Origin of the sequence: uncultured Tateyamaria sp. (assembly GCF_947503045.1) — a bacterium.
Taxonomy (GTDB): Bacteria; Pseudomonadota; Alphaproteobacteria; order Rhodobacterales; family Rhodobacteraceae; genus Tateyamaria.
Genome location: NZ_CANNCF010000001.1, coordinates 622,966 through 640,390, shown reverse-complemented (window position 1 = coordinate 640,390; position 17,425 = coordinate 622,966). Strand labels below are relative to the sequence as shown.

20 protein-coding genes and 1 pseudogene are annotated in these 17,425 nt (G+C 60.9%); 2 read left to right on the top strand and 19 right to left on the bottom strand.

Going from position 1 to position 17,425, the window contains the following annotated elements; genetic code table 11:
* Positions 1 to 272: 272 nt before the first annotated feature.
* The 7 genes and pseudogenes from Q1A89_RS03305 to Q1A89_RS03275 all read right to left on the bottom strand — a co-directional run.
* Positions 273 to 1,064 (bottom strand): annotated as a pseudogene (locus Q1A89_RS03305) (SDR family oxidoreductase); the annotation flags it as partial.
* Positions 1,065 to 1,077: 13 nt separating this feature from the next.
* Positions 1,078 to 2,040, bottom strand: a complete 963-nt coding sequence (locus tag Q1A89_RS03300; RefSeq protein ID WP_299723754.1) for a calcium/sodium antiporter — start codon at positions 2,038 to 2,040, stop codon at positions 1,078 to 1,080.
* The gene (locus Q1A89_RS03295) at positions 2,040 to 2,207 is read right to left on the bottom strand and encodes a hypothetical protein (RefSeq protein ID WP_299723751.1); all 168 of its coding nucleotides are present in this window, start codon (positions 2,205 to 2,207) and stop codon (positions 2,040 to 2,042) included. Before Q1A89_RS03295 ends, Q1A89_RS03300 begins: the two co-directional genes overlap by 1 nt.
* Positions 2,208 to 2,210: 3 nt before the next feature.
* A complete protein-coding gene (locus Q1A89_RS03290; protein ID WP_299723748.1) occupies positions 2,211 to 3,008 on the bottom strand; it encodes a S49 family peptidase in 798 nt (265 codons plus the stop codon).
* A gap of 69 nt (positions 3,009 to 3,077) precedes the next feature.
* Entirely contained in the window at positions 3,078 to 3,839 is a 762-nt protein-coding gene (locus Q1A89_RS03285; RefSeq protein WP_299723745.1) for an ABC transporter permease, read from the bottom strand.
* Positions 3,836 to 4,774 carry an ABC transporter ATP-binding protein gene (locus Q1A89_RS03280; protein ID WP_299723742.1) on the bottom strand — a complete coding sequence of 313 codons (939 nt, stop codon included), beginning with the start codon at positions 4,772 to 4,774 and terminating at the stop codon, positions 3,836 to 3,838. Before Q1A89_RS03280 ends, Q1A89_RS03285 begins: the two co-directional genes overlap by 4 nt.
* Before the next feature lie 88 nt (positions 4,775 to 4,862).
* Positions 4,863 to 5,381 carry a carbon monoxide dehydrogenase subunit G gene (locus Q1A89_RS03275; protein WP_299723739.1) on the bottom strand — a complete coding sequence of 173 codons (519 nt, stop codon included), beginning with the start codon at positions 5,379 to 5,381 and terminating at the stop codon, positions 4,863 to 4,865.
* 124 nt (positions 5,382 to 5,505) lie between these two features.
* On the opposite strand from Q1A89_RS03275, the gene Q1A89_RS03270 reads away from it, so the two are divergent.
* Positions 5,506 to 6,486 (top strand): DMT family transporter, encoded by a 981-nt coding sequence (locus tag Q1A89_RS03270; RefSeq protein ID WP_299723737.1) that lies wholly within the window; start codon positions 5,506 to 5,508, stop codon positions 6,484 to 6,486.
* A gap of 54 nt (positions 6,487 to 6,540) precedes the next feature.
* On the opposite strand, the gene Q1A89_RS03265 is transcribed toward Q1A89_RS03270, so the two are convergent.
* The 12 genes from Q1A89_RS03265 to Q1A89_RS03210 form a co-directional block, all read right to left on the bottom strand.
* Complete coding sequence (locus Q1A89_RS03265; protein WP_299723734.1) at positions 6,541 to 7,506, bottom strand: NADPH:quinone oxidoreductase family protein; 966 nt, start codon at positions 7,504 to 7,506, stop codon at positions 6,541 to 6,543.
* Between the two features lie 107 nt (positions 7,507 to 7,613).
* Complete coding sequence (locus Q1A89_RS03260) at positions 7,614 to 7,784, bottom strand: hypothetical protein (RefSeq protein ID WP_299723731.1); 171 nt, start codon at positions 7,782 to 7,784, stop codon at positions 7,614 to 7,616.
* Between the two features lie 62 nt (positions 7,785 to 7,846).
* Entirely contained in the window at positions 7,847 to 8,779 is a 933-nt protein-coding gene (locus Q1A89_RS03255; RefSeq protein WP_299723728.1) for a 3-keto-5-aminohexanoate cleavage protein, read from the bottom strand.
* A 2-nt stretch (positions 8,780 to 8,781) separates the two neighbouring features.
* On the bottom strand, positions 8,782 to 9,801 hold the full coding sequence (locus Q1A89_RS03250) for a branched-chain amino acid ABC transporter permease (protein ID WP_299723725.1): 1,020 nt from the start codon (positions 9,799 to 9,801) through the stop codon (positions 8,782 to 8,784).
* The gene (locus Q1A89_RS03245; protein WP_299723722.1) at positions 9,798 to 10,661 is read right to left on the bottom strand and encodes a branched-chain amino acid ABC transporter permease; all 864 of its coding nucleotides are present in this window, start codon (positions 10,659 to 10,661) and stop codon (positions 9,798 to 9,800) included. Before Q1A89_RS03245 ends, Q1A89_RS03250 begins: the two co-directional genes overlap by 4 nt.
* Positions 10,661 to 11,371, bottom strand: coding sequence for an ABC transporter ATP-binding protein (locus tag Q1A89_RS03240; RefSeq protein WP_299723719.1), 711 nt, complete (start codon positions 11,369 to 11,371; stop codon positions 10,661 to 10,663). The genes Q1A89_RS03245 and Q1A89_RS03240 overlap by 1 nt, the downstream gene beginning before the upstream one ends.
* Positions 11,364 to 12,092 carry an ABC transporter ATP-binding protein gene (locus Q1A89_RS03235; RefSeq protein ID WP_299723716.1) on the bottom strand — a complete coding sequence of 243 codons (729 nt, stop codon included), beginning with the start codon at positions 12,090 to 12,092 and terminating at the stop codon, positions 11,364 to 11,366. Before Q1A89_RS03235 ends, Q1A89_RS03240 begins: the two co-directional genes overlap by 8 nt.
* 13 nt (positions 12,093 to 12,105) lie before the next feature.
* Positions 12,106 to 13,377, bottom strand: coding sequence for an ABC transporter substrate-binding protein (locus tag Q1A89_RS03230; protein WP_299723713.1), 1,272 nt, complete (start codon positions 13,375 to 13,377; stop codon positions 12,106 to 12,108).
* 23 nt (positions 13,378 to 13,400) lie between these two features.
* Positions 13,401 to 14,327, bottom strand: a complete 927-nt coding sequence (locus tag Q1A89_RS03225; RefSeq protein ID WP_299723710.1) for a 3-hydroxyacyl-CoA dehydrogenase family protein — start codon at positions 14,325 to 14,327, stop codon at positions 13,401 to 13,403.
* Positions 14,324 to 15,109, bottom strand: a complete 786-nt coding sequence (locus Q1A89_RS03220) for an SDR family oxidoreductase (RefSeq protein WP_299723707.1) — start codon at positions 15,107 to 15,109, stop codon at positions 14,324 to 14,326. Before Q1A89_RS03220 ends, Q1A89_RS03225 begins: the two co-directional genes overlap by 4 nt.
* Positions 15,110 to 15,113: 4 nt before the next feature.
* Positions 15,114 to 15,467: a cupin domain-containing protein gene (locus tag Q1A89_RS03215; protein WP_299723704.1), complete on the bottom strand. Its 354-nt coding sequence runs from the start codon at positions 15,465 to 15,467 to the stop codon at positions 15,114 to 15,116.
* Positions 15,467 to 16,306 (bottom strand): cyclase family protein, encoded by an 840-nt coding sequence (locus tag Q1A89_RS03210; protein WP_299723701.1) that lies wholly within the window; start codon positions 16,304 to 16,306, stop codon positions 15,467 to 15,469. The genes Q1A89_RS03215 and Q1A89_RS03210 overlap by 1 nt, the downstream gene beginning before the upstream one ends.
* Before the next feature lie 149 nt (positions 16,307 to 16,455).
* Here Q1A89_RS03210 and Q1A89_RS03205 point away from each other — a divergent pair, with 149 nt between their 5' ends.
* Positions 16,456 to 17,199 carry an IclR family transcriptional regulator gene (locus tag Q1A89_RS03205; RefSeq protein ID WP_299723698.1) on the top strand — a complete coding sequence of 248 codons (744 nt, stop codon included), beginning with the start codon at positions 16,456 to 16,458 and terminating at the stop codon, positions 17,197 to 17,199.
* Positions 17,200 to 17,425: the final 226 nt, after the last annotated feature.

The following is a 17,425-nucleotide window of genomic DNA, read 5'->3' as shown; positions in this document are numbered from 1 at the left end:
TTCGCGATTTGCTGCAATGATTACGGTGCGGGTTCAAGCGATCTTGCATCCACGGATGCTGTGGATAAGTCTGGAGACAAGTTCTGGGCCTTTGGAATTTTCCGTTGTTTTTTGGGCATTTCTCCGGTTTGCCTAATTTTTAATCACCGCCATAAGCTCTTGTTCTTGCTAGTTTTATTTTTTTACACATGGCAAGTTACTGAATCTAAAGGGCTTTTGGTAACGGTTTTGTAACAGAGATTAACGCGGTGCAAAACTTGACGGAGGGTCACCTACTCGACCCCTACAACGTCAGGTGTTTCCCATGCCAGATGCTGCCCGCCGTCCACACATAACAGCTGGCCCGAGACTCCCGGCGCGTCGAGGAAATATCCAAGTGCCGCGACGATATCCTGCGGGTTCGATCCACGGCTCAGAACGGTGGCAGCGCGCTGTGCGGCGAAGTGTTCGGCGCTTTGCCGTCCGCCTTGCAAGGTCGGGCCCGGACCGATGGCATTGACTCGAATGGACGGAGCCAAAGCACGCGCGCTGGTCTGGGTCAGCGCCCACAACCCCATCTTGGCGAGCGTGTAGGTCATGAACTCGGGCGTCAGCTTGCGCACCCGTTGATCCACCATGTTGAGGATCAGGCCGGATGCCACGGGTTCGTCCATGTCATCATGGGTCGCCTCCAACCCCTGCGCCGCCATGGCCTGGGTCAAAACGAAGGGTGCACGCAGGTTGCTGTCCATGTGCCGATCCCACGTGGCGCGGGTGGCGGTTTCGACCGTGTCATGTTCAAAGATCGAGGCGTTGTTCAAAAGGCAGGTGATCGGCCCGCCAAGGGCCTCGACCGCGCGTCCAAACAGGGCTTGTGTTGCGTCCTCATCCAGCAGGTCGGCCTGCAGGGCCACCCCGCGCTGGCCCTTGGCCTCAATCGCGGCGACGGTGTCCAGCGCCCCCTTGTCGGAACTGGCATAATGCACGGCCACGTCATAGCCGCGTCCTGCCAGATAGATCGCCATGGCCTGACCCAATCGGTGCCCGGCCCCTGTCACAAGCGCGCGTGTCATCGCACTCTCCTTTTTCTGCTGCGTCTCAGATCAGTACTATGACCAGATAGGCCACATAAAGGGCTGACAAGATCACCCCCCATATGCGCGTAATATCGCGCCGCATGTAGACAAAAGGCACCAGCAGGATCGAGGCGCCCAGCATGACCCACAGATCAAAGGTGAGGAAGGACCGGTCCACCGGGATTGGCCCAACGAGGCTGGCAATGCCGATGATGGCCAGCAAGTTGAACATGTTGGACCCGATGACGTTGCCCAGTGCCACATCCGCCTGACGGCGCAGAGCGGCCATGACAGTGGTGGCCAGTTCCGGCAGCGACGTGCCCACCGCCACAAGGGTGAGGCCGATGACCGTGTCGCTGACCCCATAGGTCTTGGCGATGACGGTGGCGTTGTCGACCAGCAGACTGGCGCCCAGCGGCAAGCCAATCAGGCCGAGGATCAGAAAGACGGCGATGCGCCAGCCGGGCAGATCGGGGTCGACACCTTCGATCTCTTCTTCGTCCGCGGTGCTGGCGGCACAGGCGGCGCGATGTCCCTTTGCCTCCATCGCCTGATCAAACAGGACATAGGCCAACGCACCCAGCAGAACCAGGCCCGACACCCAGTCAAACACGCCGCGAAAGGCCAGCGCGATGAACAAGAGCGAAGCCGCGATCATGTAGTTATAGGTTTTGCGCGTTTCGCACTCCGACGTGTGCATGGTGGCCAGCAACGCCGGAATCCCCAGCACCAGCAGGATATTGGCCGTGTTCGACCCCACAACGTTGCCCAATGCGAGGCCGGGGGCGTCGTCAAGGATCGCCTCGATTGAAATCAGCAATTCGGGGGCCGAGGTACCAAAGGCCACAATGGTCAGGGACACGATCAGCGCAGGCACTCCAAGGCGCAGCGACAGGTTCACCGCACCTTTGACAAGGCTGTCCCCGGCCAGCAGCAGGATGAGAAGGCCCAACCCGCTGAGCAGCCATGGCATCAATTCCGCCATCAGGTCTTACCCCGTCCGCAGGCGCAGGGCCCCTTTCCGATACGGTAGCGTCCGCATCCGTCGCATTTGGCGCGGGTCAAACGTTTGCCGCCCAGCCAGTGCAGTTTTCCGAACATGGCGAGCACACCCATGAAGACCAGAAACAGGATCACGATCTTCGAGAGCATAGGTTAAAGTCCAAACTGGGCGAAGGCTGCCCGTTCTTCGACAGCGCGGGCCGCGTCGTCAACCATTTGCGCCCCGAAGCGCGCCAGAAACGGGCGTCGCACACCGTAGCGGCGCAGTTGCACCTTGTCGCCAAAGCGGTCCTTGAGCATTGGCTGGAGGTGCCCGATCCCATCAATCAGGCCAAGCGCCTGCGCCTTTTTGGCCAGCCACACTTCGCCGGTGAACAGCTCTGTTTCCTTGTCGAGTTTATCACCGCGCCGGGCCGTCACATGGTCTATGAAATTCTCGTGCACATCGGCCAGGATTGTCTTGAGCCGTTCGACATCCTCGGGCTTTTCCGGGCGGAACGGGTCGAGCATCGATTTGGATTTTCCCGATGTATAGACGCGCCGTTCAACGCCTTGTCGTGCCATCAGCTCGTGTACCCCGAACCCGGCCGAGATGACGCCGATGGAACCCACGATGGAGCTTTCGTCGGCATAGATTTCGTCAGCAGCCACAGCCAGCCAATAGCCCCCGGAGGCCGCGACATCCTCGACGAATGCGATGACAGGTATCTCTTTTTCCTCCGCGAGGCGGCGGATGCGCGCGCCGATCAGCGAGGATTGCACCGGGCTGCCTCCGGGTGAATTGATCTCGAGCGCGACGGCTGCGGGTTTGCCACGCGCGAATGCCTTTTCGATCACGGGGGCGAGGCTTGCGTCATTCAACGCGCCGCGTCCGGCGCCCGCAATCATGCCCTGAAGGCGGATCACAGCCACCGTCGGGTTGGATTTCACAAAGGGGATGTATCTTTTCATCCTGCCCCATGTAGATTGGCGCACTGGTGCAAACAAGGTCGCGGCCAAAACGAGTTGGTATGCGCGGCACTATTGTCGAATGCGCCACCCGGTTTTGAAGATCCAGCCGACCGCCGCGAGGCACAGCCCTGTAAACGCCCCGATGGCCAGCAAAGAGACGGCGATGGGCACATCCGCCACTCCGAAAAACGCCCAGCGGAACCCCGAAATAAGATAAACGACCGGGTTGAACATCGAGATGGTTTGCCACACCGGCGGCAGCATCGAGATCGAATAGAACGATCCTCCAAGGAACACGAGCGGTGTGACGATCAGCAGCGGGATCAGTTGCAGCTGCTCAAAACTGCCCGCCCAGATCCCGATGATGAATCCGAACAGCGCGAAACTGACGCATGTCAGAACGAGGAATGCCAGCATCGCCAGCGGGTATTCGATCTGCAGATCGACAAAGAAGAAGGCCGTGATCAGGATGATGATCCCGATGAACATCGACTTGGTTGCCGCCGCTCCGACATAGCCCATGACGATTTCAAGAAAGCTGATCGGCGCGGACAGCAGTTCGTAGATGGTGCCGATGAATTTCGGGAAATAGATGCCGAAAGAGGCGTTGGATATGGACTGCGTCATTACGGTCAACATGATCAGGCCCGGCACGATGAAGGCCCCGTAGCCAACCCCCTCGACCTCGTCGATCCGACTGCCGATGGCCGCGCCAAAGACGACGAAGTAAAGTGACGAGGACAAGACAGGCGATATGAAGGATTGCGCCAACGTTCGGAAAAACCGCGCCATTTCAAAGACGTATATGGCGCGCACGGCAGACCAGTTCATGACGCTTCCTTCTCGTCTTCGCGCACGAGTGATACGAAAATATCCTCTAGGCTGGATTGGCGTGTCACCACATCGCGCAGTTGCAGCCCGGTGCCAGCCAGTTCTGTCAGCAGCTTGGTGATGCCCGTGCGCTCGCCCTTGGTGTCGTAGCTGTAGGTCAGCGTCCAGCCGTCATCCCCGAGGGTCAGGTCATAGGCTTGCAGCGCCTTCGGGATCTCGCTTAACGGCTGGGTCAATTGCACATCCAGTTGCTTGCGCCCCATGCGGGCCATCAGCTTGACCTTGTCCTCGACCAGCAAGATTTCTCCCTTGCTGATCACGCCGACACGGTCTGCAATGGCTTCGGCCTCTTCGATGTAGTGGGTTGTCAGGACCGTGGTGACGCCATCGGCGCGCAACTGATCCACGATCTCCCACATGTCCTTGCGCAATTCGACGTCGACCCCTGCGGTCGGTTCATCCAGAAACAGAACGCGCGGTTCATGCGCGAGCGCCTTGGCGATCAGCACGCGCCGCTTCATGCCCCCGGACAGGGCCCGTATCTCGTTGTCGCGCTTGTCCCAAAGCGAGAGGCGGCGCAGGATATCCTCGACCACCCCGTCCTTGCGCGGCTTGCCGAACAGACCGCGCGAAAAGCGCACCGTGTTGATCACATTTTCGAACGGTTCCAGCGCGATTTCCTGCGGAACAAGGCCAATCAGGCTGCGCGCAGCACGGTAGTCCTGCAGAATGTCATGCCCGGCCACCGATACGCTGCCCGCGGTTGGCATGGTGATCCCGCACACGGTCGAGATCAGCGTTGTCTTGCCCGCCCCATTCGGACCGAGCAGGGCGATAATCTCGCCCTCTTCGATATCCAGCGACACGTCTTTGAGGGCTTCGAACCCGTCCTCATAGGCCTTGCGCAGGTTCTTGATGCTCAGGATGGTTGGCATGGGCCCTCGGATATTGCAGTAAATCGCACAGGTAGCCTTTGCGCCCCTGCCCCGCCAGCGCATTGGCGCACATTGGGCTGTGCGCGGTTCACGCCTTACCTGTCAGCCGACCCAGCCAGCCTTTTTTCTCGCCTTCTGCTTGCGGTTCTTCGCCGTCTGATGCGGCGGGCCCTTCAAGCACCTCTTGCAGGTTGGAAAAGAACTGGTCCGCCATTTTCTTGGCAAAACCGTCTATGATGCGGCTGCCCAGTTGGGCAAGCTTGCCACCCACCTTGGCCTCGACATCATAGCTGAGAGCGGTGCCACCATCGACGGCCTCCATCCTCACTTCCGCCCCACCCTTGGCAAAGCCAGCAGCGCCGCCTTTGCCCTCGCCGGTGATGGTCAGGCTCTGGTTTTCGATCATGTCCGAGAGGGTCACCTGCCCCTTGAACGTCGCCTTAACAGGTCCGACCTTTTGGGTGACTGACGCCTCGAACCCGTCCTCGGGACTACCCGTCACATCCGTAGCGCCCGGCACGCAAGCCTTGAGCACATCGGGGTTCAGCAGCGCGGCATAGACGTCCTCGGGCGCGGCGGCGATCTGGCGGGTATCGGACATTTGCATGATTGGGCTCTCCCTGAGGCGGTCTTGGATCAGCCCATACATAGCCCAGACGCCGGGGCGGCACCACGCCTCAATCGGCGCGATTTTGCGTGACAGGGCGCGGCGAAATGATAGGGCTGGGCAAATGACGACCGCACCCCAGAATAACGCCGGGCTGGCCATCCTGTTCGTGGTGGTCGGCGTGTTTTGCATTTCGATCAACGATCTGCTGATCAAGCAGTTGTCGGGGGGCTATCCGCTGCACCAAATCGTGTTTGCGCGTTCCGGTATCGGGATCCTGTTCAGCCTGCTCATCGTCCAATACGAGGGCGGTTTCGGCATTCTGCGCACCCGTCAGCCATGGCTGCATGCCTTTCGCGGCTTGTTGATCGTGATTGCCAACATGACCTTTTTCGTGGCCCTTGCCGTGTTGCCGCTGGCCGATGCAACCGCCCTGTTCTTTGCCGCCCCCCTGTTCATCACGCTCTTGTCGATCCCCATCCTTGGGGAAAAGGTGGGCCCCCTGCGCCTTGCGGCCGTTGCCATCGGTTTTGCGGGGGTGGTGATCATGCAGCGCCCCTGGGCCGGTGCGGGCGAACTGGAGGTCAGCCGCCTTGTGCTCTTGCTGCCAGTGCTTTCGGCGCTGACATATGCGCTGAACCAGTTGCTGACGCGCAAGCTGGGTGTGACCAGCAAGGCCAGCGCGCTTGCCGTCTATATTCAGGCGACGTTCATTCTGGTGTCAGTGCTGTTTTACCTCGTGGCCGGTGACGGGCGCTTTGTCGACGATGCGAGCAGTCAGTCCGTGATCTTTCTGCTGCGAGCCTGGGTCTGGCCAGCGGGGCCGGACATGTGGGTGTTTGCAGGACTGGGTCTGAATTCGGCCATCATCGGCTATTGCCTTAGCCAGGCGTACCGGCTGGGGGATGCGGCGACAGTGGCACCGTTTGAGTATATCGGCCTGCCGCTGGCGGTGTTCTGGGGGATTGTCGTGTTTGGCGACCTGCCGGTGTTCGAGGTCTGGATCGGCATCGCCCTGATCCTCGGGGCGGGTCTGTTCGTGTTCCTGCGCGAACGCCACAAGGCGCGGGTGCTCGCTCATGCACAGATCAAGGCGCGCCACTAGCGGGGGCGGAAACCGATACGGTTTCCGGTCCGTTTTCCGAATTCGGAAAACGGCTCAGGCGTCGACCTCGATCACCACTTTGCCGGTTGCCTTGCGGCTGCGCAGCAACTCCAGCCCCTCATTAGCCTCCGCCAAAGGCAGCACGTGGCTGACATGGGGTTTCAGGCGCCCTTGCGCGTACCAGTCAAACAGCACGGCAAAGCTGTCGGTCAGCACCTTGGGGTTCACCCGCATATATCCCCCCCAATAGTAGCCGATCACCGTCAGGTTCTTGACCAGCAGGATATTGGCCGGGATCTGCGGCACCGTCCCGCTGGCAAAGCCCAGCGGCAGCAGGCGCGCCTCGGGATTACAGGCGCGCAAGGCCGCGTTGAACAAGTCACCCCCAACGGGGTCATAGACGACATCCGCCCCACCCAGCGCCTTCACATCCGCGCGCAGATCGCAGGTTTCACTGTCGAGCAGGTGATCAGCGCCAGCCTTGCGTGCAACCTCCAGCTTGTCCGCCCCGCGTGCTACGGCAATGACCTCGGCCCCCATCAGCTTGCCAAGTTCCACTGCCGTGAGGCCGACACCACCTGACGCGCCCAGCACCAACAGCCGCTCACCCGGTTTCAGGTGCGCCTTGTAGTCCAGGCCGACATGGCTGGTGCCATAGGCGATGAGAAAGGCGGCCGCATCCGTGGCTGGCATGCCATCCGGGATCGGCACACAGATATTGGCAGGGAGTGCCGCATATTCCGCCAGCCCGCCAAAGCCGGAATAGGCCGCCACACGCTGGCCCACGGCCAGATGGGTCACACCCGCGCCGAGCGCCTCGATCGTGCCGCACATCTCCATGCCCACGGTCGCAGGCAGGGGCGGTTTTTCCTGATATGTGCCCTTGACGATCAGCGTGTCGCCAAAGTTCAGCCCGCAGGTGTGAATGCGCACCAGCACTTCGCCCGCCGCTGGGTCGGGCACGGCCACATCCCGCAATTCGAGCGGCTGGCCGAGGGTGGTGAGTTGCATGGCGCGCATGGGCGGCTCTCCTCAATATTCCTTGAGGCCGTTCAGCTATCTGACCGCCCCATTTGCCAGACCACATAGCTGATTTGCACGCAGCCGAACAACAGCCCGTTGAAGCATCACAAAATGAAAAGAAGCAGGAACGCATCGTTGCTGTTTGCGGCGTGGGAAGCGATCTCCAACACGTCGCCAAGCCACAGGATGGCAACAAAAAGGACGGACAGGGCAAAGCCCACGGCTGTGCCGCCGAGAAACAGGCGGATCAGGGGGTTTGGGCCGCTGTCATGCATGACGCAATGATAGAGTTTGGGGCGTCAGAGTACAGGCTGGCCCTTGCCCAAAAGGCCGCCCGTCAAAAGTTCACCCTGTCACCGCCCTTGAGGTCGAGCATCTCGCGGGCCTCGTCCGGCGTGGCCACCTCCGAGCCCAGCTCTTCGACGATGCGGCGCACCTTGGCGACCTGTTGGGCGTTGGAATCCGCCAGCGTGCCGCGGGTGATGAACAGGCTGTCCTCAAGGCCGACGCGCACGTGACCGCCCATCTGGCTGGCCGTGGTTGCCATCGGAATCTGTGCTGCCCCCGCTGCCAGCACAGACCAGCGGTAGTCGTCGCCAAACAACTTGTCCGCCGTCTTCTTCATAAAGACGAGGTTGTCGATATCCGCACCAATGCCGCCCAGAATGCCCATGACAAACTGGATAAAGATCGGCGCTTTGAACAAGCCCGCGTCCAGACAGAATTTCAGATTGTAGAGATGCCCCACATCATAACACTCGTGTTCGAACTTGATCTGCTCGGGGGCCAATGTCGTTGCAGCCTCGCGGATGTCACGGAATGTGTTGCGGAAAATGTTGCCGTCCGAGCCTTCGACATAGTCCTTTTCCCAGTCGAACTTCCACGTGTCATAGCGTTTCGCCAGTGGATGGAAGGAGAAGTTCATCGACCCCATGTTCATCGAACACATTTCAGCGCTAAACGTCCTGGCAGGCTTGATGCGGTCCTGGATCGACAGGGTCAGCGAGCCGCCCGTCGAGATGTTCACAACCGCATCCGAGGCCTGCTTGATGCGTGACAGGAAGGGCGAGAAGTCATCCGGGTTCACCGAGGGCGCGCCGGTTTCATTGTCACGGGCGTGCAGGTGCAGGATCGAGGCCCCCGCCTCCGCCGCTTCAATCGCCTGAGCGGCAATCTGATCATATGTATAGGGCAGCGCGTCCGACATCGTGGGGGTATGGATCGCACCGGTGACGGCGCAGGTGATGATGGTCTTGTTCTGCTTGGCCAAGGTCAGGCTCCTTTGTCGGGGGTGTCGGTCTTGACGCGGTAGCTGAGCGGGAACAATTCGAGGTCAAAGCGGCTGCGGATCAGCCCCCAGACTCCCTTTGGCGCTTTGAGCATGATGACGATGGCCAGCACCCCAAGCACGATCAGATAGACGGTGCCCAGGTCAGCCAGCGTTTCCCGCAGCAAAAAGAACAGGATCGTGCCAATGATCGGACCTTCAAGCGTGCCGATGCCGCCGATCACCACGATAAAGATCACAAACGCCGTCCAGTCATTGACCGAAAAGGCCGCGTCAGGCGAAATCCGCAGCTTTTGCAGAAAGATCAGCCCACCAATGATCGCTGTGAAGGCGGAAGTGACCACATAGACCTCAAGCTTGGTGCGCCAGATGTTGATGCCAAGACCTGCGGCAGCGACTTCGCTGTCCCGGATTGCGGTCAGGGTAAGGCCGCGCCGCGAGCGCAGGAACAGGTAGACGCAGGCGATCACAACTATGGCCGAGCCAAGTGCGAGCCAATAGCTGAGCGCCTCACGCCCCGACCGCGATGCGGCGAGCGATTTGACGACGTTGACCGGCAAAGAGGACCCTGACCCGCCACCGAGTGAAGACACTTGGGCAAAGCTCAGCCGGAACACCTCGGCCGTGACCCATGTGCCGATGGCGAAATAGGCCCCCTTTAGACGGAAAATCAGGGCCGCAACGGGCACGGACAAAAGGGCCGCGATCACGCCCGCCGCCAGCACGGCGGCAATCGGATGCAACCCGCCAAACATGGTCAGCGCAAACAGCATATAGCCGCCAAAGCCGACATAGGCCTGCTGCCCGACAGAGACGAGCCCTGCATAGCCCGCCATCAAATTCCACAGATAAGCAAGCGCGAGATAGAGGTAGATCTCGCCCAGCAGCCGCAATTCTGCTCGCCCGGCCCACCACGGTGCGGCGGCCAGGATCAGCACCCCGATTGCGGCGATGATCATCGCTCCTCGTGCCGTGGGCGTGGTGCGTGTGATGCGCGCGCTCAATGTGCCACCCTCGGGAACAGGCCATTCGGGCGCACGGCCAGAACCACAAGAAAGGCGACGTGTCCGGCCAGCAATTGCCAGCCCGGATCGACCTTGGCGCCCAGCGTTTGCGCCACGCCAAGGATCACACCGCCCGCAAGCGTGCCCCAGAGGTTGCCCAACCCACCGATGATCACCGCCTCGAACCCAAAGATCAGGCGCGCACCACCGACCGAGGGATCAAAGCTGGTGCGCACCCCCAGCAAAATCCCGGCTATTGCCGTGACCGCCAACGCCAGTGCCATCGCAAGGCCAAAGATATGTGCTTTGTTCAGCCCCATCAGTTGCGCGATGTCGGCATTGTCAGACACGGCGCGAAAGGCGCGCCCGATGGCCGTGCGGTAAAAGATGAACTGCAGGCCAGCGATGACAGCCACGGCGATCAGGAATGTCAGCAAGGGCAAGACGCCAATCGACAGACCACCCAGTTGCACGCTCGCCGTTTCAACGCCCCCCGCGCTCAGCTTTTGCGGATCGGCGGAATACCCTTCGAGCAGAGCGTTTTGCAGGATCACCGACAGGCCGAACGTCACCAGCAGGGGCGGCAGGATGTCATCGCCCAGCGTCTGGTTCAGCACAGCGCGTTGCAGGCAATACCCGGCCCCCGCCATAGCCGGGATGACAATCAAAAGGGCGACAAAGGGATGAATGCCCAGCATCACCGTCGTGCTCAGCCCCATATAGGCGGCCAGCACGATCAGATCGCCATGGGCAATGTTCACCAGCCGCATGACGCCAAAGATCAACGACAATCCAGCCGCAAACAGCGCATACAACCCGCCCAGCAACGTCCCTTGTACAAGTGCAGAAATCCAGTCCATCAGCTCTCCGTCCCGAAATAGGCCCGCGTGATATCATCGCGGTCGATGGTCTCTGTGCGACCCTCAAGCGACACGCGCCCTTCCTGAAGGCAGTAGACGCGCGATGAGACGGACAAAGCCTTGGTGATGTCCTGTTCGACCAGCATCGCCGTCATGCCCTGCCCGACGATCTGCGGCAGGGCGTCGTAGATCGTCTTGATAATGACCGGCGCAAGGCCAAGGCTGATTTCATCAAACAGGATCAGGTCCGGGTTCGCCATCAATGCGCGCCCGATGGCCACCATCTGCTGTTGCCCGCCCGACAAGGTGGTTGCGGCCTGGTTGCGGCGTTCCTTGAGGACGGGGAACAGCTGGAAAATCTGCTCAAGCGACCACGGCCCCTTGCGCCCGACCTGGCCACCAATCAGCAGGTTTTCCTCCACCGACAGCGACGGGAACAGTTGCCGCCCTTCAGGTACCAGCGCAATCCCGCTCTGCGCAATCTGGTCGGCGCGCAATGCGCCGATAGGTTGGCCGCGATAGACGATCTGGGCTGCTGCATTGGGCAACAGCCCCGAGATCGAGCGCATCAGCGTGGTCTTGCCCGCCCCATTGGCCCCGATAATCGCAATGACTTCGCCATCGGAGACGTCCATGTCGATCCCGAACAGGGCCTGAAAATCACCATAGTGGGCGTCCAGCACACGCAATTGCAGAATGGGTTCAGGCATCTGCCGCGATCCCCAGATAGATCTCTTTGACTTCGGCGCTGTCCATGATCGCCTTTGGTGCGCCCTCGGCGATCTTGCGGCCAAAATCGATGACGATCAGTTTCTCGACCACGGCCAGCAGCGCGTGCACCACATGTTCGATCCAGACGATGGTGGTGCCTTGGGCATGGATGCGCTGGATGGTCGCGATTAGAGCGCCGCATTCGGCGTCCGTCAGCCCGCCTGCGATTTCATCCAGCAGCAGCAATTGCGGTTTGGCCGCCAGTGCGCGCGCCAGTTCAAGCCGCTTGCGGTCCAGCAATGACAATGCCCCGGCACGCATGTTGGCCTTGTCGATCAGGCCGGTGTCCTCAAGGACTGACAGGGCATGGGCCTGCGCCCGTGATCCGGGCAGCCCGGCCCCCTGCGTTGCCCCGACCAGCGCGTTTTCAAAGACGGTCATGCCGCCAAAAGGCTGCGGGATCTGGAAGGATCGCGCGATCCCCATCTTGCACCGCGCGGCAGCCGGGGCGTTGGTGATATCGCGCCCGGCAAAGCCAATCGTGCCGCCATCAGTGCGCAGCGCCCCGGTGATCAGGTTGAAAAGTGAGGTCTTGCCCGCGCCGTTCGGCCCCAGAATGCCGACGGCTTCGCCCTTGGCCACCTCAAAGGTGGTGGCGTCGGCCACGACGACTGCGCCAAAGGACTTTTGCAGTGAATTGATGGATAGAAGCGCGGACAAGACTGTTCCCTTTCTAGGACAGAAGCTTCAGTTCGCCACCCACCGGGATGTCGGGGGCTGCGGCATTGTTGGTGATCAACAGCTCAAGCGCATCGCCCGCTTTTTGCCACTGACCCGCGACAAGCGGGGTCTTGGTCACGTTGGGCACGGGGCCGTTGGCCCAGTTCACGTCACCGACAATCGTGGACATGTTGGTGCTTTTGATCGCCTCAACGATGGCCATCGGGTCATCCAGATCAGCAGTGCGGGACACCACGTCGCGCACCACTTCGAACAGCGCGTGCTTGAACCCGATGGGCTGCGTCCAGGGACGTCCGCTGGCGGCGGTATAGCCATCGGCCAGCGCCTTGGCGCTGTCGCCAGTCAGCGACGAATTGAACGGATGTGACGGGCTCCACCAGACTTCCGAGGTCAGGCCTTCGCCGCGATCCCCAAGCGATTGCACAAAGGACGGGAACAACAGCGCTTTGCCGATGGTCACCACCTTGGGTCGGAAATCCTGCTGCGCGGCCTGCGCCCAGAAGGTGGCAAAGTCCGGCGGGATCATGTTGCCGGTGATGATCTCGCAACCCGCATCTTTGAATGCGGTAATGTAGTTGGAGAAGTCATCATTCAGTGGCTGGTAGCGGCCCGGGTCGGTCAAGGAGAACCCAGCCTCGGACAACGGTTTGGGAAAGCCCACCTCGGGATCGCCCCATGCGTTGCCGTCCGCGTCATTCGGGAACAGACCGCCGACGTTTTTCGCGGCGTCGGAACTGCCCCAGAGGTCAAGGAAGTTACCGATGACATCCTCAAGCCCCCAGAAGAAATGGTACGTAAAGTCAAAGCCCTGCGCCGGGTTGCCATTCCGGCCAAAGAAGTAGGGCTGCCATGGGCAATCGGTGGTGATGCAGGGCACTTCGTTGATCTCGGCCTGATCGGCGACAGGGTTGGTTGTGTCCGGGGTTGAGGCCGCGACGATGATGTCGACCTCGTCGCCGAGGATCAGGTCTGCCGCGACTTCCGCGGCGCGGTTCGGGTTGGACTGGCTGTCCTTCGAAATGATCTCGACCGCGTAGGTCTTGCCGTTGTTCTCGACGCCTCCTGAAAGGGCCGCCTGGATACCTTGGAGCACGAAATCATCCGCTTCGGCAAAGCCCGCCAGGGGGCCGGTGCGCGGGCTGACATGGCCGATGCGGATGGTCGGCGACTGGGCATAGGCGCGGCTGGCAGTCAGGATGGCGGGGGCGGCCACGGTTGCGGCAAGCCCGCCGAGCACGTGGCGTCGGTTAGGTTTCATGGTCATCGTCGCTCCTCCCAAAGCTGTGATTAGTTCGGCAGAATTGCCGTCAGTTGTCGCAGGTGTTCGGCCACGCGGGCCTTGGTCTTTTCCAGATCGCCCGCGGACCAGTCGCGCAGGCCAGCGCCCGCGGCCATGCCGTGGCGGCCCTGATCGCGCATCTTTTGCAGGTACGGGGACGGTGTGCCGCTGGTGTCCAGATCGAACAGCACCTGCGCGTGGATGTCTTGGGTCAGCTCCAGCCCGACAAGGTCCGCGTTTTCCAGCGGGCCAAGCACTGCAAGGCGGCGGCCAAAGCTGGCCTTGACCACATTGTCCACGGTTTCGGCGTCGCAAATGCCGTTCTCGACCAGCGAGATCGCCTCGCGCCACAGGGCGTGCTGCAGGCGATTGCCGATGAATCCGGGCACATCCTTTTCAACCATGGCAGGGGTCTTGCCCGCCCGCGCCAGCAGATCGAACATGGATTGCGCAAGGGCCGGGTTGGTCCATTCGGTTTTCACCACCTCAACCAGCGGGATCATGTGCGGCGGGTTCCACCAATGGGTGCCCAGCGCGCGATGGCGCGTGCTGAGGCCACCCATGATTTTACTGATCTGGATCACCGAGGTGTTCGAGGCGAGAATTGCATCCGGCGGCGCGTGGGCCTCAACCTCGGCAAAAATCGCCTGTTTGAGTGCCAGCTTTTCCGGGGCTGCCTCAAACACGACTTGCGCGTCCGCCACGGTGGCTTGTGTGCTCGGTGACAGGGTGATGCGGGCAAGGGCTGCATCGATTTCGCCCTGATCCGCACCGAGCAAGGTGAGGCTTTCGGCGATGCGGGCAGGTGCGGAGTGCAGCATCTCTGCAACCGGGTCGGTGATCGCAACGGCATGCCCGGCCCGCGCAAAGGTCAGCGCGATGCCATGCCCCATCAACCCGGCCCCGATCACGGCGATATGTTGGTCGCCCGTCATCCCGCCGTATAGCCGCCATCGGCATATAGGATGTGGCCGGTGTAAAAATCGGACGCTTTGGACGACAGAAACAACAGTGGCCCGGTTAGGTCCTCGGGCTCACCCAGGCGCCCCTTGGGCACGCGGGCGAGAAATCCGTTTCGCACAGCGGTGGCGTTTTCGGTGTCTTCGAACATCCATGCGGTGAGCGGTGAGCGGAAGACCGTGGGCGCAATCGCATTCACGGTGATGCCGGTGGGCCCAAGCTCGCAACCAAGTGCCTTGGTCATCCCGTCCACCGCCGCCTTGGACGAGCAATAGGCTGTGTAGCCTGCCGGATGGCCCAACAGGCCGCGGGCCGAAGATACCAACACGATCTTGCCGCCCTCACCTTGCGCCTTCATCTGCGCCGTCGCCGCCCTTGCGATCAGCCAGGACTGCCTGACATTAGCATCCATGACGTCGTCAAAGGTCGCAGGGGCCATATCCTCGATCTTGGCCACCTTGTTCATGCCCGAGGCGACCACCAGAATGTCGATGCGACCACAGGCTTTGACTGTCTCGGCGATCATGGCGTCACAGGCCGCTTCACTGTCGGGGCGTGCGTTGATCAGGCGGGTTTCGCCACTGCAGATGGCGGCGACCTCGCCCAAGGCCGCGGCGTTGCCAGCGGCCAGAACCACCTTGCATCCTGCAGCAGACAGGCAGCGCGCAGCGACGGAGCCAAAGGCCCCGGATGCGCCCGTGATCAGGGCCACCTTGCCCTGCACGTCGAACATGGAATGCGGGTTGTCCAGTGACATCGGCCTACTCCGGTCCTTTGCCGCCGGGATACGGGATCACGACAAGCATTTTGCAGATGTGGTTGGTCTTGTTTTCGATCCGGCGCACTTCGCCGGGCGGAATGGTGCAACTGTCCATGGCCCGCAGAACGGTCTCGATACCGTCGATTTCGACCGTCATCTCGCCCTCGATCACGACATAGACCTTTTCAAAAGGCGTGCTGTCTGGCCCTGCGCCGCCGCCGGGCAGGAATTGCGAAAAGCCGACCCATTGGTTTTCCGGGCCACCCTCTTCGAACCCCTGCAGCCGCAACCCGGTGACACCCCAATGGTTGGGGGCCTCGTAGGGTTCGGCATCGGCAAAGCGCTTGAGGTGCATTAGAACGCTTCCCCGGCCTCGATACGGTAGGCCTGTTTCTTGTCAGTGATGGCGACAAGGCGGATGATGCAGCCGTCACCGCGATCCCAGTTCCATGGGAAAAAGGCGAAGGTCACGCGTTTGCCCGTGACAGCATCCAAGTCGCCGCCGACATTTTCGATGCCCAAAATACCATTTGAAAACAGCTTGTTGTGTACAGGCTCCCATTCGGGGAAATCTACGTCCCAGGGTGTGCCGCCGGACCATTCCAGATATTCCTGTTCCAGATGAGGCAGGATCGGGCCGTTGCGCTGGGGGCCGATGGCAGTGGCCAGCGGGTGGTCGTTGGCCTGGGTGTCGTGGCCGACAACCTTGACGCCTTTTTCGACCATCCAGTCGGCCGCCGACGGCACCAGACCGGGGCAATAGGCAAAGTAGTCACCGTCTTCATATTGCTTGTGCCAGCCGGTGTTGATGATCAGCACATCGCCCTTGCGGATCGCGTGACCGCAGGCCTTTTCCAGATCGTCGCCGGTGATCTGCTCCCACTTCTTTTTGGGAATGCTCACCACGATGCCGGTGCCAAAGAAATGCGGCAGAGGCACCTCGTCAATGAAGGGCGTGCCCTGAACCACATGCGCAGGCGCGTCGATATGGGTGGTCACGTGCATCGTGGTTGTGATGGTCTGGCTCAGCACACCGGACTTGGCCATGTAGTGCTTTCGCTCGATCGCGACGTCCTTGAAGTAGGGCCAGTTCGGACACTGGTATCCAAACCGGTGGCTGAGGTTCACAAACTCCAGCCCCATGTCGTTGTCCAGGTTGTCCTGAAAATCGATCCCGCGAATGTTGACTGTCATCGCACCCTCCCAAATAGCGCTGCGCATCGTTCCACAATATGGTGCAATATGTATCGTAATGCGGTCAACTATTGATTTTCAATCTTTTAAATTCTAGGATAGAGCCAGCACAACACAGCAATTTTAGATCAGGTGGCAGGGCCGGAACCGTGGAAGATAATCAACGAATTCAAGGCATTCAGGTCATCACAAGGGCTGCAGACATCCTGCGGGTTCTGGGGCGAAACACCGACGGGCTGAGCCTCGGTCAGATCGCGGCGCAAGTCTCACTGCCCCGCTCTACGGTACAGCGGATCGTCAGCGCACTGTCCCATGAACGGTTTGTGGCGACCGATGGTGGGCAAGGAAGAATCAGGCTCGGCCCCGAGATTCAGAGCCTCGCGCAGGCGCCTGTCTTCGACATGCGCGAACGCCTGCGCCCGGTGATGAAAGAGATCTCGGCCGCCACATCCGAAACCGTCGATCTGGCCATTCTCGAAGGGCGTCAGATGCGGTTCGTGGATCAGGTCGTGGGCAGCCAGCGACTGCGGACGGTTTCAAGCATCGGCGAGACATTTCCCCTGACCACAACCGCAAACGGCAAGGCCGCGTTGGCCTGCCTCGAAGAGGTCGTGGCCGAAAAACTGATCCTTGCCGAACTGGCAGCGCGCCCGGAATTCGACATCAAGCTTGGCCCGCTTCTGGCGGAACTTTCGCGCATCCGGGGTGGTGATCTGGCACGCGATGAAAACGAACACACCGACGGGATCAGCGCCCTTGGCTTTGCGGTGATGGGGCAGAACGGCGATATCTTTGCGATCTCAGTACCGGCGCCCAGCAGCCGGTTTGTGATGGTGGAGGCGGAATTGAGGGCCTGCATGATCTCTGCCCGAGATGAATTTCTGAACGCCTAGGGGCTGGAGTCATCGCACCCACGCTGCCCTTCCCGGGCTCAGCGACACGCGCGCCCTTTGCACCAAAGATAACGTTTCCAAACACTTGAACCGCCACTGCTCGGTCACGCGCAGGCACATTGCGTCCCAAACCGGTGCAAAAATTCGCGCCGGTTCCGGTCTCCGGTGCAGGAACTTGCCCATCACATCGCTGAATCCGGCGCTCGCGTGCTGCAATCGCACGGAA

Excerpts from the sequence above, each read along its gene's own strand:
- Q1A89_RS03300 (WP_299723754.1), bottom strand. The coding sequence starts at position 2,040 with ATGGCGGAATTGATGCCATGGCTGCTCAGCGGGTTGGGCCTTCTCATC.
- Q1A89_RS03295 (WP_299723751.1), bottom strand. The coding sequence starts at position 2,207 with ATGCTCTCGAAGATCGTGATCCTGTTTCTGGTCTTCATGGGTGTGCTC.
- Q1A89_RS03290 (WP_299723748.1), bottom strand. The coding sequence starts at position 3,008 with ATGAAAAGATACATCCCCTTTGTGAAATCCAACCCGACGGTGGCTGTG.
- Q1A89_RS03285 (WP_299723745.1), bottom strand. The coding sequence starts at position 3,839 with ATGAACTGGTCTGCCGTGCGCGCCATATACGTCTTTGAAATGGCGCGG.
- Q1A89_RS03280 (WP_299723742.1), bottom strand. The coding sequence starts at position 4,774 with ATGCCAACCATCCTGAGCATCAAGAACCTGCGCAAGGCCTATGAGGAC.
- Q1A89_RS03275 (WP_299723739.1), bottom strand. The coding sequence starts at position 5,381 with ATGCAAATGTCCGATACCCGCCAGATCGCCGCCGCGCCCGAGGACGTC.
- Q1A89_RS03270 (WP_299723737.1), top strand. The coding sequence starts at position 5,506 with ATGACGACCGCACCCCAGAATAACGCCGGGCTGGCCATCCTGTTCGTG.
- Q1A89_RS03265 (WP_299723734.1), bottom strand. The coding sequence starts at position 7,506 with ATGCGCGCCATGCAACTCACCACCCTCGGCCAGCCGCTCGAATTGCGG.
- Q1A89_RS03260 (WP_299723731.1), bottom strand. The coding sequence starts at position 7,784 with ATGCATGACAGCGGCCCAAACCCCCTGATCCGCCTGTTTCTCGGCGGC.
- Q1A89_RS03245 (WP_299723722.1), bottom strand. The coding sequence starts at position 10,661 with ATGGACTGGATTTCTGCACTTGTACAAGGGACGTTGCTGGGCGGGTTG.
- Q1A89_RS03240 (WP_299723719.1), bottom strand. The coding sequence starts at position 11,371 with ATGCCTGAACCCATTCTGCAATTGCGTGTGCTGGACGCCCACTATGGT.
- Q1A89_RS03230 (WP_299723713.1), bottom strand. The coding sequence starts at position 13,377 with ATGACCATGAAACCTAACCGACGCCACGTGCTCGGCGGGCTTGCCGCA.
- Q1A89_RS03225 (WP_299723710.1), bottom strand. The coding sequence starts at position 14,327 with ATGACGGGCGACCAACATATCGCCGTGATCGGGGCCGGGTTGATGGGG.
- Q1A89_RS03220 (WP_299723707.1), bottom strand. The coding sequence starts at position 15,109 with ATGTCACTGGACAACCCGCATTCCATGTTCGACGTGCAGGGCAAGGTG.
- Q1A89_RS03215 (WP_299723704.1), bottom strand. The coding sequence starts at position 15,467 with ATGCACCTCAAGCGCTTTGCCGATGCCGAACCCTACGAGGCCCCCAAC.
- Q1A89_RS03210 (WP_299723701.1), bottom strand. The coding sequence starts at position 16,306 with ATGACAGTCAACATTCGCGGGATCGATTTTCAGGACAACCTGGACAAC.